Here is a 12,625-nt window from a genome sequence, read left to right on the forward strand (position 1 = left end):
AGTATAGCGCTATGTAACCTTTATGCAACATAGGTTACAATAATTTTTTTAATCGTGTGCCTGGGTAGTAATAAGCAAGAATCTGTTTAAAATTCCACCCCTGTTTTGCCATCTCCTTGGCTCCCCATTGGCACAGTCCTACAAAGTGACCAAAGCCTTTACCTTTTACCGTTAGTTGATCTCCTTTTTGTATGATTGAGTAGCAATCACTTTTGATGCCTTTTAGAATGGAGTGGAGCCATTTTCCTGAGGTTTCAACCGCACTTTTTGATCCTTGAATAAGGAGTTTTTTGACAATTCCTGCGCGATCTGTTTCTTTTATTTTGATATGTTTACATTTTCCAATGATAGGAAAGCTTTTTGTAATGCTTGACTCTATTTTCTGCAGGTCTGTGGTGATGCTCCATGAAAAAAGCGATGTTGATTTGCAAAATGTACATGGATAGGTACGTGCCAAATAAGGATCGCTTTTGAAATTAAAAGTGTCAACCTCTGCAGGAATGACTCCGCCACAACATGAATCAAACATGGCAAGAGCGACAGCATTATTGAACGTCAAGCAGAGGCCTTCTGTTTCATTTACTGCCTTTTGAACAGTTGTGTTGTTGTGTTCTCCATATAAATTATACCGTTGATGAGCGTTCGTATCTTTAATATGATAAATTCGCTTTGTTTTACGTGCATGTAAAACGGTATGTAATGCATAGGACCGGCATGCGATTGCAAAGACTTTGTTGACTTCTAATGGCCATCCGGGCCAACTTTCAGATCTTACAACTGCGTATACATAATCTTCAAGATTGACGCAGTTCATTAAAAAGACTTTTTTTTCATTGATTGCGATCAAAAAAGCACCTTTGTACTCTTTTTTATTGAATGCAAATAGATTGTCATGAGTTTGTATATAACATGCTTTTGATTTAAGTGGTTTGTTGTTTAGCAGTAATGTTCCGTTTTTAACACAGATAACAATTTCTTGCTGTTGTGTTTCATTGTGTCTTTGATATCTGTTTTTTAAAACGGTAAAGCCTGTTTTATTAGTGAGAACCCACTGTTTTTGATCATGTATTGTACAGCTATCAAGTAAAACTCGTATCGTTAACTCTTTTTTTTGATTCTCTTTGCAAATAGCTTCAATAGTCTGGGTAGCTTTTAATGATCTATTGCTGTTATGCTGTTTTACTTTGTCTTGGTAATGTAGTTGTGTAGCAAGTTTTTTTGGAAGGGATGATTTTTTTAAAGGTGTGCCGGTAAGTTTTACAAGATCGCCATATGCTTTGCAATGTACAGGACTTTTAAACAAAAGATGACCACATTCTATCGTTTCATCTGAACTATAAACCAAGATATCTTTAAAGTTCGTTTTTTTACCATTTATCCAACAGTTATTATTGAATGCTTCAATCTCTAAAATCGACTGATTAAATCGATTCATAGTTGTTTTTTTTTGCCAATCTTTGAAATAAAAAAAACTACTTTCTCTTTTGTGTGTTGATAAAGTGAACTTTTTTTCAATTAATTGCAACGTAATCGATTCGGTTGACAAGATAATAAGAGGCGAAAAAATAGAAAGAAGCGCCAACAGTACAATGATCATCATAGGTGATCAATCATAAAAAAATCAAAAAACTCTTTTGGTACAGCTATTTTTTTATCGATGCCATAGTTTGCTGCCTCATCTGCTTGTTTATTCTCTTCTCGTGGGACATGAATTAAGGTTTTATGTTTCATGTTTTTGAGTGCATTATGTGCGATTAAAAATAGTTTTTTTAATTCTACATTGGTGATTTTATATTCCAGATTAAGCTGCTTTACCAGTAGCAATGAATCCGAATGAATTATGAGCTTATTTTGTTCAAGTTTGTGTTTGTACAGATGATATATCCCCAGCAGAAATGCCAAATATTCAGCCTGATTATTTGTTTTATGGTACAGGTAAAAACCTTCTTTTAAAATAACTTGCGTATCACAGGTAATGAATATGCCGGCTCCTGCATGTCCAGGATTTCCTCGCGATGCACCATCGACAAAAAGGTTATAACTACCGGTTGACTCAGTTTGTAATGGCTCTTGAAATAAAGATAGTTGAAGGTTTTGCTGACTATGCGCCATGATATGCAATCCTTAATTATGAGAGCCATACAGAAGTCGAAAGCAGTTTTTACACTGAACGAGCGCGCCTTTTTTAATGGCTTGCACATCAGTACCGGTTAATTGGTAAAAACAGGATGCACACTGTCCATTTTCTACGGTAACGATTGGATTTTCTACTTTACTTTGCATGGTTGCATATTTGTTGAGCCATTCTTGGGGGATATTTACTTCGTATGTGGGCCTTTGTTCGTAAAGATTGCGTAAATCGCCTTCTAACTGCGCCTTTTTTTGTTCGGAGACACTCATGTTCTCTTCTAAGAGTTTATTTGTATTGGCTGTAGAAATCAGGAGATTTTTATAGTTTTTCTCAGCAATTTCAAAAGCGTCCCATGTATTTGCAACGATCTGTTCTTGATCAACTTGTTGCTTGCATAGAAGGTCAAATTCCTGTTTAAGTGCATGATAGTCTTTATATGCTTGTAAGTTATTAATTGTCGTATGAAGAGCTTTTATTTTTTTTGAGATCTCGGCAAGGAGGTTTTCTTCAAAATTGACTTTTTGTTGGAGGGTTGTGGACTGTTTTTTAGCATCTTCTACTGATGTTTGATATTCAACTAATTCATTTTGTAAGGTTGCTATCTTCTGGATTTCTTCAGCGATACTTTTTTTACATAATTTTATCTTATTATCGAACTCAACTAATGCAACAAAATTAGTAAAAAAAACTGCTTTATCCATAATCCCCAACCATTTTTACTTTGGTGGGCCCACCGGGATTTGAACCTGGGACCTTTCGGTTATGAGCCGACTGCTCTTACCGCTGAGCTATGGGCCCGTATATTTTAAATTAAGATCAGTGATTATCATAAGCAACTTTTTTTGTTTTGTAAATGGTATTTTATATTTCGCAAGTGCTAAAAATCTGATCCTTGAAGAATTATTGTGTATGTCTTTTTTAGCGTTATGGTTATAATTAAATATTTTATATTAATTACTTTTTAAATATAATTGTTGCTTTTTAGTTATATTATAAAATATAATGTAATGAGAACATGAAATACTCTTTTTAAACATTTAAAGGGAATAATATGAATCATAGGTCTTTTAAAACAATGCTTTTACTAGTATTAGTAGGATTGGTCTGTTATCGTGGCATCGCTATGGACGGGCAAGATTATGCTGAAAAAGAGATGGCAACTGAGATGGATGAGTCGACAGATCAGATTGATCGTGATGAAGGTTTGTTTGATGGTACTGAAGAAAATGACCTAGAAAAGATAAATAGTGGCGAGAGTGGAGTTGAAGTAGCTGATCAAAAGCAGTTTACAGAACAGCCAGAAAAAGCCGTGTCTGGTGTGGCATTAAATCCGCCTTTAGAACCAGTTGGACAACCAAGTCCCGATACATCAAATATAGTGCCTATGTTTGACAAAAGACCGCCGGTTGCAGAAAATATGAATATACAGATTAAACCTAGTAACAATAATAAGGGGGAACTGATGGCAAAAGAAGTAAAACTTGGCATGGACGGTGCAAAACAGATGGCTGTTGCTGAAAGCTTGCAAAAGCTGCTTGCCAATGAGTTTGTTTTATATGTTAAAACGCTGAATTTTCATTGGAATATAGAGGGGAAATTTTTTGGTCCTTTGCATACATTTTTTAATAATCAGTATGATAAGTTAGCAGAAACAATTGATGCAATTGCAGAGCGTATTCGAGCACTGGGTCTTATGTCCCGAGCGACTTTGCAAGAATTTATGAAAGAAAGTAGTCTTAAAGAAACACCTGGTGAGTATCCTGATGATGTAAAGATGTTAACTCTATTGCTTGCTGATCATGAGGCTGTCATAAGACAGTTGCGAGAAATTAATGCAATGGCGCAATCGGCAGATGATGCGGGTACGACTAACTTTGTTTCAGGTCTTTTGGAAATGCACGAAAAGATGGCTTGGATGATACGTGCACATGTAAATCGTTAAGTTTATTGATATAATTTTATAAAAAAGGGCGGCTAGGAAGAAACCTAACCGCTCTTTTTATTTTGATTTAGTTATTTATTACCATTCATTGGACTGAGAATCGCCTCGCCCTCTCCTTTGCTTAGCGCTAGCAATGTAAACACTACAGCTGCGAAAGTACCATTAAATTTCCAATAATCTTCGAACTTATCAAAAATGTTATCATACAAGAAGGTTACCAAGCCTGTACCTTTGATAACCTCTTTATCTTCTAAGATAACCTTTTCACCATCAACCATTTTGACTATTTTCTTTGTCATTGTTTTGGTTCTTGTGCCAAAAACATAAAAATCATCAACATAGCTAATCAGAAGTTTTATTTTTTTTATAACATCTTTTTCATCTAGTATCTCTTGCCAGCGTACAATACGTGCTGCTTCTGAGATGGTTTCAGCTTTTGGTTTTGTTTTGTGGAAATAATACTGTCTTGCCAAAAACAGAATAACAGAAGTAATCGCCGCACCTTTTGCCAGTTTACTGTGTTTGCGTAAATAATCAGTTACCTTTGAGACAATTTCTTGAGCAGGGTTGGCAGCAAAGACCTGCACAGGTAGATTGAACATATGTGCCAATAAGAAAAATCCTAATAATTTTAGTTTGATATTCATGAAAACCTTTCATTTTTTATTCTTTAAAACAGGTACTAATTGTTTGAAATCTTCTAGTCAAAAATCATATTTTAATATTGTTATTTTGTCAAACTTGTAGTTTCGCTTTTTATTGAAGATAGAGCAAGCATGCAATAATTCCAGTGACCAATACAGGAACTTTCACAGGTTTAAAGTTGTATAGTTTTAACAACAAGTTACATACCGTTAATGTGATAATGATTGGATATCCAATATAAACGATAGGTCCTCCTGTTAGCATGAGTACTTTGTCTAATCCAAAAATGGAAAGCGGTAGGCAACATAACAGTGTTATGGCAACCGACCAACCATGGGTTACGCTTTTTTGAAAAACTGTTTTTTGCATATATTCACCAACAACGGCTGCCAGTGCAATTGATGTTGATAAACATGCCATTAAAACGGCTATTGCAATGATCAAAGTTCCATTGACCCCTAAAATGCGTAAAGAGATCTCTTTAAAGAGTTGTCCTGCGTCATTGATATACAGGCCGTGGCCATGAAGCATACTTAAAATACTCATGCCAATATACACAAAGCAGAGTAATATAATACCAATAAAACCAGCCTTGAAGCCTGTTTTTGAAAGATCTTTTAAAGATTCATGATTATTATTCATTTTTAAAAGGTTAATAATAATGGAGCCAAAAAATATTGCACCCAAAAGGTCTAGTGTTTCATATCCTCGAATGAAATTTGAGCTAAATACTGCAAGCAAGGTTGGCTCAATGCAGGGGACTGGTGTATGATGTATTCCATCAAATAATCCTTTTCCAATGATCCATGAGATACACAATAAAAGTATTGGTGATATGATATTGCCTAAGACTTCGATGATCCTATTTTCTTTGTAGCTTGCCAGAAAGGTTATGGCCAGAAATAAGAGTGCAAAGCCTATATTGTGCCATATGATGGCATGATTCAAAAGTGGAATGAATGGTTCGATCATGGCTTGCGAAAGTGTTACAATCCGAGGAATTGCAATGACAGGGCCAATGATCATCATTGAACAGAAGATCAAAACTTTTCCAATAGTGGTGCCAAGCCTTGAAAAAAATGCTTCGTAGTCACCATCAAAAAGGATCATCGTCACAAGTCCAAGCAATGGTAGGAGTGCTGCAGTTAACAAAAAACCACACATGCCAAGCCATGTATATTTTCCTGCAGTTAGCCCCGTAATTAATGGATAAATAAGATTACCAGCACCAAAAAACATTGAAAATATTGCAAGGCTTACGACAAAAAGACTGTTGCGCATGTAAAACTCCTGATTTAAAATATTTTTTGCTTAATTATTATTTAAAAAAGACACTTCGGCATAGTACCATTTTTTACAAATAAAGCAATAAGAAGCTTCTTTTGAAATGCTTTTTATATTAAAAACAGTCTTTCTATACACTGTTTTTCAAATGCAGGTTTTATTGCGTCACTAAAATGAACTTTTTGGTCCTTGCGCCATTGGATCTGTGTTTTGGCCAAGGATCTCTTTACGTGTAAAAAAGCTTGCAACCGGGAAAAAGAACAGTCTCGTTTTGTTGAACTGTACCTGTGTGTCAATCAACTGTTGTCGAGCATACGCGATTCTATTGAAAATGCCTGCCGTTTCATCAAGAACACCAGTTTGCATACTACTAATATCGGTGCTTGGATAGTTTTCGACAATAACTTTTAAGTTGTTCCTGACCAGGTCTGCTGCGTGCATCGCTTGCGTAATGTTTTGGTTTTCTGTTGCTTTGATATATTCTTTTCTGCCTTCAACAATTGATTCAATAATATCTTTGCGATCTTTGTATGCTGCTTTGAGTTGTGTTTCAACTGCTGCCAGTTTTTCAAATCCAGATTGTAGCTGTGTCCAGATGACACCAGTTTTACCATTAATCTCTTCGTTCATACTTGCAAGTTGAAAGACCCCTATTGCAAGGTATGCAACTAAAAGTCCACAAATAGTGAGTATTGTGTATACTATTTTCATAAAAATCCTTTAATAAATGATTATTTTTGTTATCTACTTGCGCCACCACCACCAAAACCACCGCCTCCACCAGTTCGTGTTCCGCCAAACCCTCCACCTCCAAAAGAGTTTCTATATCCAGGTCCGTAAAGGAACATGCCGCTGCCGCCACCACCATTCTTTGGAAAATATAAGAGCACTGCGAATACAATTAAGAATACAAGCAGTAGAATATACCAGTCTGGAAGTGGAGGTTTTTCGTTGATGTCTGCAAACTCTTTTGCATCTGGTTGTTTAAGATAGTGATGCAAAAGAGTCAAAAAACTGAGCAACCCGTTTTGCCAGTTGCCCTCTTTGCGAGCGGAAACATATGTTTTGTCAAGCATACGGCCTATTTTTGCATCGTTTAAAAGTCCTTCAAGCCCTTTGCCGATTGCAACTCCAATTGAGGGTTTTTGGCTGACTACTGTTTCATGTTTTTCAAAAAGCAACGCACAGGCAATCCCATTGTTTTTTGCAGCTGATCCTAATTTTAACTGATTTCCAAAAGCTGTTGCAACTTCAAGTGCAGTCATACCATTTTTGTAGCTACATAAAATGCCAAGTTGAAAACCGGTTTTTTCAAAACCAAGAGATAGTATATCAAGCTCTTTTAAAAATGTTGCTGGAAGCTGCTTTGTTCGGTCTGTAATGAATGTTGATTGAGCCGATACTGTGAAACAAAACAGAAAACATAAAACACTGAAAATGTTTCTTTTTATATTCATATGATTAGAAGCTTGTGAAATTATTCTTTACTTTACTAGATTTTAGTGATTATTTCAACAGTTAAAAAAAAGATTAAGGAATATATTTTAATTGTTTTTATTTGAATTAAAGATTAACTTGTATAATAATACAAATTTACCTATTGTTCCATACGTTTGGAAGAATATCATGTAACGAGCCTTCAAAACTCATCGATGGTTCGATAATTAATGTTTTACCATCGATTGGTTTGGTATCTATAAGATTTTTTAGTATTTTTGTTCCAATTTTGCCATATCCAGGCAGCGCGTGAATGTCTTTGAATGATCCTCTTTCTTCATTGCTGTCATTTAGATGAATGAGTTGAATATTGTCTTTAAATAAGGAAAAGCGATCAAGGATATAATCATCAGCATGAGGTTCAAGTGAATAGCCTGCCAGGTGTGCGTGTGCAGTGTCAAGGCAGAATTTTAACTGCTCAGGTTTATCAGTGCGTTCAAAAAGATATATAAGATCGTTAATATCTGCTCCAAGGAGACTTTTTTTATTTGCGGTGTTTTCAATATAGAAAGTAATTGAGGGAAACGCTTTTATCATTTTATTAATCAGTTGTGCAACCCGATCTAAGCCGACTGTTTTTGTTGCCGGATCTTTCCATGCGCCGGGGTGAAAGACGTAATGGTTAAATTCTAAAGATTGGCATAGAAAAAGCTCCTTTAAAAGTACGGGATGATCACTGTTTTCAGCACTAAAATTAATTAAAAAAGAGGCATGTGCGTATAGATTGTGAAACTTAGGTCGTAGGCTCAGAAACTCTTTTTTATCTTCTTTCGTAAGCTTTAATGGTCTTGTTTTTTTTTCTTGGACAAAAATGGTCTGAAAGGATGGCAACTGTAACTGTAGTGCTTTTCGAGCAACCGCAGTAATTGATGTGTGAAATTGTAAATGTAAACCGATTGTACGATTCATAGGGTTATTCGTTTGCAATGATAGTTATGCTGTCATGTAAAAAAGGTTGTAACAGTGTTAAAAATATATGCTTGATGTCCATAAGTGTTTCGTTTGTATGTGCTTCAAATCTCATAGACAATACCGGTTGTGTGTTTGCAGGTCTTATAATTGCCCATCCAAACGGGTACGTAATGCGAATTCCATCAATAAAAAGACAGGTAACGTTTTTATCATGTTGAAACGTTTTGCGTAACATATCCATGATACTGTTTTTTATAGTATCAGGACAGGGAATGCGATATTCTTTTGAGCTCATTCGTTTTGGAAGTATCGTTGCAAGTTCTGAAATTTTTTTATGTGACTGAACAACTGTTTCTAATAACCGCAGCGCAGCATAAATTCCATCATCATATCCAAAATAGCGATCTTTAAAAAAGAAGTGACAACTTCCTTCGCCGCCCAGCACTGCATCATGATTGTCCATATACTGTTTAATAATTGCATGGCCGGTTGGCGATACAAAGACGGGAACCTGTTGCTTTGCAAAAAGCTCATGTAAACCGTCTGACATGGTAACATTGATAACAATTCCTCTTTTTTTCAATGTTGGATCAATCGTTTGTGAAAAAACTGCAAGTAACGTATCACCTAATAAAAGCTGCCCTGCTTCTGTAACTGCTGCCATTCGATCCGCGTCTCCATCAAATCCAATGCCAATAGCTGCCTTCTTTTCTAAAACAGTTTTCTTTAAATCCTGCATATTTTTTTCAACAGTTGGATCTGCTTCATGTGCAGGAAATGATCCATCAATGGTGTCAAAAAGTACCGTACAGTTATTCCAATGAAACTGTTTGACAAGTTCTTTTATAATACTGCCTGCCACTGCGTGTGCGCAATCAAAAACTATTGGCAACGTTAAACCGGAAAGCGAGGAAAAGTGTTGCAATAAGAAATCGATATATGTTTTTTTGAGTAACGAAAAGTCATTTTTTTTACCATTATTTTTGGTTAGAGGTTGTTTTTTTTCGTGAAAATAGGTTCGAATATTTCTGATCTCTTGTCCATACACAGAGTGTGTGCCGACCAGCATTTTTATTCCGTTATAGTCAGCAGGATTATGTGATGCAGTGATCATAAGTCCAAAATCTGCATATCTGTTGTACATTCCAAAGTACAGTACTGGTGATGGAATGACGCCTGCATCCATGACCTCAAGACCACTGTCTATAACCGCTTTGCACAGATGTGTGAAAATCTCATCTGATGAACGTCGGCCATCTCTGCCAATCAGGATCGTTTTGCCATGTTCATTTTTTTGTAAAAAATAGTACAAAATTGCTTTGCATAACTGGTATACATCGCTTACGATAAGTTCAGAACCAACAATACCTCGAATATCATATTCCCGAAAAACAGAGTCCGTCATACATGCCCTTACTATTACAAATGATATTAGTGTGTAGGTTTTTTAAGATCGTTGCAAGGGTTTTTACTATATTAAGCCATTTCCAAGATAGTAAGGTTACTGCCTTGGGGACCTTTTTCGATTACAAAATGTACAGGAAATTGATCTTTCATGCTTGTCAGATGTGAGACAATAATGATTTTTGAAAAATCGTTCTGAATTTTATACAAGGCATCCATAATATTATTCAGACCCTCTTCATCTTGTGACCCAAAACCTTCATCAATAATTAATGTTTGCAATGAGGTCCCTGCTCGTCGTGCCAATAGCTTTGAGATGGCAATGCGAAGTGCAAAGTCTATTCGAAATGCTTCACCACCAGAAAAAAGTTCGTATGGCCGTATGCCGATATGATCTGCAATCTTAATATCAAGTGTTTCCTTCGTGCCACCATTTTTCAGATCTTTGAGTGATTCTATGAAAATATGTGCACTATTATTTGTCAGTTTTGATAAAAGGCTGTTTGCTTCTGCTTCAAGTTCTGGAATTGCTTCTTCGATTAACAGTGCCTGTATGCCGTCTTTGCTCATTGCTTGGCAGATGATCTGGTAATCTGCTATGGAGACTTCGATTTTTTTCAGTTGTATTTCAAGCTCTGTTACCTCTTTTTCTTTTTGAGAGACTGTTTCCAGTTCTTTACCTACTGCAGAACTGATTCGTATCTGTGCTTCTTTTTCTAAGGTAAGCTGCTTGATGTTTTTTGCATGCGTTTCAATATCCAGATTGATTGCCATGATGTTCTGTTCGATAGTAATCTTTTCTTTGTCGAGCGATTTATACGTTTGCATCTGTTTTTTATACTGTTTGAGGGTTCTTACCTGATTTGCGACCGTTTGTGCCAGCTGTGCTTGAACAGCTTGAGTTTTTTCAATTGATGCGTGTTCTTGCAGTGTCAGATTGATCTGGTCTAACTTCTGTTTTGTACTTTCATATTCAAGCTGTCGATGAGCCGATTTTACGATAGTTTCTTGTATCGCTTCGATCTGCGTGTTTAGTTCCAAAAATTCAGAATTTTGACCGAGCAGGTTGGCGATTCTGGTTACATCTTTGCGTTCATCTTGTTCAACTGTTTTAATTTTTTCTTGAATAGTGCGTTGTTTCTGTTCGATTTCCTGTATGTGTCTAGTATATTGCTGTATTTTGGTTTCGTATTCATGTGCTTTTTCTTTGAGAAGTGCATATTCTATCTTTTTTTGTGCATAATCTGCTTTTTGGTGTTCTATTTTGAGCAGTGTTTCATGCTGAGCAATAAGCCACTGTTTTAAAAGTGGAATAATTTTTTTAATACGATTAAGTTGGTGTTGAATGCGGTGATAGGTCTTTTGGAACTTAACGCGTAAAAACTTTTTCGTGCAAGTGAAAGGTTCTGTTCACAGAGTGGGCAGCTTGGGTTTTCTGCATCGCCCGTTGCGCTCATTTTCAGTTCTAGCTCATAATTTTCTTTGGTAAGTTCATTGCCGTGCGTGGTTAATTTTTGAAAAAATAGCTTTTTTCTTTCGATTAGTTGAACGAACTGCAAGCCCATTTTGTCCAGTTCTATTATTGGATCTTCTGTTGCATCAAAAATGGCAATATGCTCTTTTAGTTTGATATACTCATCAACCAGCTGTTTTTTTTGATGTTCAATCTGTTCAATCGAAAATGCAAGTTCATGACGTTCCTTTTCTAAGGTGTGCTTCTGTTCAGACCATGCTTGATATTCTTGCATGATTTTTTCTGCAATTCTTTTTTCCATGTTCTGTTTTTGTGACTCAAGTGCCATGATCTGTTTTTCCATGCGTATCTGTTCAAATGAGTTCTTTTGATGGATATCAAGGAGCGCTACAAGCTTATTTTTTTCTTCTAAGACCTGCTCAATAGAGTGACTATGACCAAGTGCATAGTTTTTTTTACGCCAGGTTACTGCAGCAGTTTTTGTGTGCGCAAGTAGTTCTGCATACTGCTTTTGGAGCGCATTGAGTGTTTCTTGTTTCATTCTTAGCTGTTCGGCGAGTACCACTATTTTGTTTTTTGTTGCTTCCGACAGCTGCTTTTTTTCATGCAATGCAGACAGCTGTTGCTCCAAACTTGTAATGGTGTCTAATGCTTTTTGATGGTGCTCTTGCAGTGGTTCTTTTGTACTACATTCTTGTACAAGTCTGTTTTGGACGGTCTGAATTTTTGCCTGTTCCAGCTGCATTGTTCTGATCTTATCAAAAATATACTTGCGCGCTTTTTCGTAACTATTCAGGCCTAAAATTGAAGCCAAGATCTCTTTTCGTTCCTTCGCAGACTTTTTTGAAAACTCATTTGAGTTACCCTGTCTTAAAAAAGCGGTATTAATAAACGATTCATAGTCAAGCTTGATGGTATTATTAATAACTGCTTGTGTTGCCTTGATTGTTTTATCGGTGAGCGGCGTTACCGTTCCTGTTGATTCCATGAGTGCAAATTCCAACTGTGCATACGGTTTTGCATGGTGATGCATATATTCGCGTTTAATGCGAAACTGCTGTCCTTTGCATGAAAACTCGAAGATCACCATCATATGCGACTGGCCAAGGTGCAGTAAACCTTGATCGGGTTTGACTGAAGTCAATGTTTTGCGTGCTTGACCCCAGACTGCCCAGGTCATCGCATCAAGTAAGGCAGATTTTCCGTGACCATTCTTGCCAGACAGACAGATCAGATGATACGGATCAAACTGAACCTGTATTCCCTGACTACCATAGCTTAAAAAGTTTTTTATATACAACGAATGTGGAACCACCTATTTTTGCTCATAAATCGA

Annotated in this window: 12 protein-coding genes and 1 tRNA gene; 1 reads left to right on the forward strand and 12 read right to left on the reverse strand. The window is 36.3% G+C overall.

Annotation, left to right across the window (positions count from 1 at the left end; translation table 11 throughout):
• Positions 1–34: 34 nt before the first annotated feature.
• The 4 genes from IPG37_02615 to IPG37_02630 all read right to left on the reverse strand — a co-directional run bounded on the left by IPG37_02615 (position 35) and on the right by IPG37_02630 (position 2,929).
• Positions 35–1,600, reverse strand: a complete 1,566-nt coding sequence (locus IPG37_02615; GenBank protein QQR53333.1) for a SpoIID/LytB domain-containing protein — start codon at positions 1,598–1,600, stop codon at positions 35–37.
• The gene (locus IPG37_02620; GenBank protein ID QQR53334.1) at positions 1,597–2,112 is read right to left on the reverse strand and encodes a ribonuclease HI family protein; all 516 of its coding nucleotides are present in this window, start codon (positions 2,110–2,112) and stop codon (positions 1,597–1,599) included. Before IPG37_02620 ends, IPG37_02615 begins: the two co-directional genes overlap by 4 nt.
• Before the next feature lie 12 nt (positions 2,113–2,124).
• Positions 2,125–2,832, reverse strand: coding sequence for a hypothetical protein (locus IPG37_02625; protein QQR53335.1), 708 nt, complete (start codon positions 2,830–2,832; stop codon positions 2,125–2,127).
• A 21-nt stretch (positions 2,833–2,853) separates the two neighbouring features.
• Positions 2,854–2,929: transfer RNA gene (locus tag IPG37_02630), tRNA-Ile, on the reverse strand.
• Positions 2,930–3,182: 253 nt separating this feature from the next.
• Between IPG37_02630 and IPG37_02635 the strand changes: the two genes are divergently transcribed.
• On the forward strand, positions 3,183–4,073 hold the full coding sequence (locus tag IPG37_02635) for a DNA starvation/stationary phase protection protein (GenBank protein QQR53336.1): 891 nt from the start codon (positions 3,183–3,185) through the stop codon (positions 4,071–4,073).
• A 71-nt stretch (positions 4,074–4,144) separates the two neighbouring features.
• Here the strand turns inward: IPG37_02635 and IPG37_02640 are convergent, their stop codons facing one another.
• The 8 genes from IPG37_02640 to IPG37_02675 all read right to left on the reverse strand — a co-directional run bounded on the left by IPG37_02640 (position 4,145) and on the right by IPG37_02675 (position 12,604).
• A complete protein-coding gene (locus tag IPG37_02640) occupies positions 4,145–4,720 on the reverse strand; it encodes a hypothetical protein (GenBank protein QQR53337.1) in 576 nt (191 codons plus the stop codon).
• 109 nt (positions 4,721–4,829) lie between these two features.
• Complete coding sequence (locus IPG37_02645; protein ID QQR53338.1) at positions 4,830–5,999, reverse strand: branched-chain amino acid transport system II carrier protein; 1,170 nt, start codon at positions 5,997–5,999, stop codon at positions 4,830–4,832.
• 171 nt (positions 6,000–6,170) lie between these two features.
• Positions 6,171–6,713, reverse strand: coding sequence for a LemA family protein (locus IPG37_02650; protein QQR53339.1), 543 nt, complete (start codon positions 6,711–6,713; stop codon positions 6,171–6,173).
• A 29-nt stretch (positions 6,714–6,742) separates the two neighbouring features.
• A complete protein-coding gene (locus IPG37_02655; GenBank protein QQR53340.1) occupies positions 6,743–7,459 on the reverse strand; it encodes a TPM domain-containing protein in 717 nt (238 codons plus the stop codon).
• 136 nt (positions 7,460–7,595) lie between these two features.
• A complete protein-coding gene (locus IPG37_02660) occupies positions 7,596–8,408 on the reverse strand; it encodes a deoxyribonuclease IV (protein QQR53341.1) in 813 nt (270 codons plus the stop codon).
• A gap of 4 nt (positions 8,409–8,412) precedes the next feature.
• On the reverse strand, positions 8,413–9,816 hold the full coding sequence (locus tag IPG37_02665; protein ID QQR53342.1) for a phosphomannomutase/phosphoglucomutase: 1,404 nt from the start codon (positions 9,814–9,816) through the stop codon (positions 8,413–8,415).
• Between the two features lie 71 nt (positions 9,817–9,887).
• Positions 9,888–10,856 carry a hypothetical protein gene (locus IPG37_02670; protein QQR53343.1) on the reverse strand — a complete coding sequence of 323 codons (969 nt, stop codon included), beginning with the start codon at positions 10,854–10,856 and terminating at the stop codon, positions 9,888–9,890.
• 260 nt (positions 10,857–11,116) lie between these two features.
• Positions 11,117–12,604: an SMC family ATPase gene (locus IPG37_02675; GenBank protein ID QQR53344.1), complete on the reverse strand. Its 1,488-nt coding sequence runs from the start codon at positions 12,602–12,604 to the stop codon at positions 11,117–11,119.
• Positions 12,605–12,625: the final 21 nt, after the last annotated feature.

This window comes from bacterium, from assembly GCA_016699125.1.
Taxonomy (GTDB): Bacteria; Babelota; Babeliae; order Babelales; family Vermiphilaceae; genus AWTP1-30.

Bases quoted from the DNA above. Each gene is read 5' to 3' on its own strand.
- IPG37_02615 (QQR53333.1), bottom strand. From the start codon at position 1,600: ATGATGATCATTGTACTGTTGGCGCTTCTTTCTATTTTTTCGCCTCTT.
- IPG37_02620 (QQR53334.1), bottom strand. From the start codon at position 2,112: ATGGCGCATAGTCAGCAAAACCTTCAACTATCTTTATTTCAAGAGCCA.
- IPG37_02625 (QQR53335.1), bottom strand. From the start codon at position 2,832: ATGGATAAAGCAGTTTTTTTTACTAATTTTGTTGCATTAGTTGAGTTC.
- IPG37_02635 (QQR53336.1), top strand. From the start codon at position 3,183: ATGAATCATAGGTCTTTTAAAACAATGCTTTTACTAGTATTAGTAGGA.
- IPG37_02640 (QQR53337.1), bottom strand. From the start codon at position 4,720: ATGAATATCAAACTAAAATTATTAGGATTTTTCTTATTGGCACATATG.
- IPG37_02645 (QQR53338.1), bottom strand. From the start codon at position 5,999: ATGCGCAACAGTCTTTTTGTCGTAAGCCTTGCAATATTTTCAATGTTT.
- IPG37_02650 (QQR53339.1), bottom strand. From the start codon at position 6,713: ATGAAAATAGTATACACAATACTCACTATTTGTGGACTTTTAGTTGCA.
- IPG37_02655 (QQR53340.1), bottom strand. From the start codon at position 7,459: ATGAATATAAAAAGAAACATTTTCAGTGTTTTATGTTTTCTGTTTTGT.
- IPG37_02660 (QQR53341.1), bottom strand. From the start codon at position 8,408: ATGAATCGTACAATCGGTTTACATTTACAATTTCACACATCAATTACT.
- IPG37_02665 (QQR53342.1), bottom strand. From the start codon at position 9,816: ATGACGGACTCTGTTTTTCGGGAATATGATATTCGAGGTATTGTTGGT.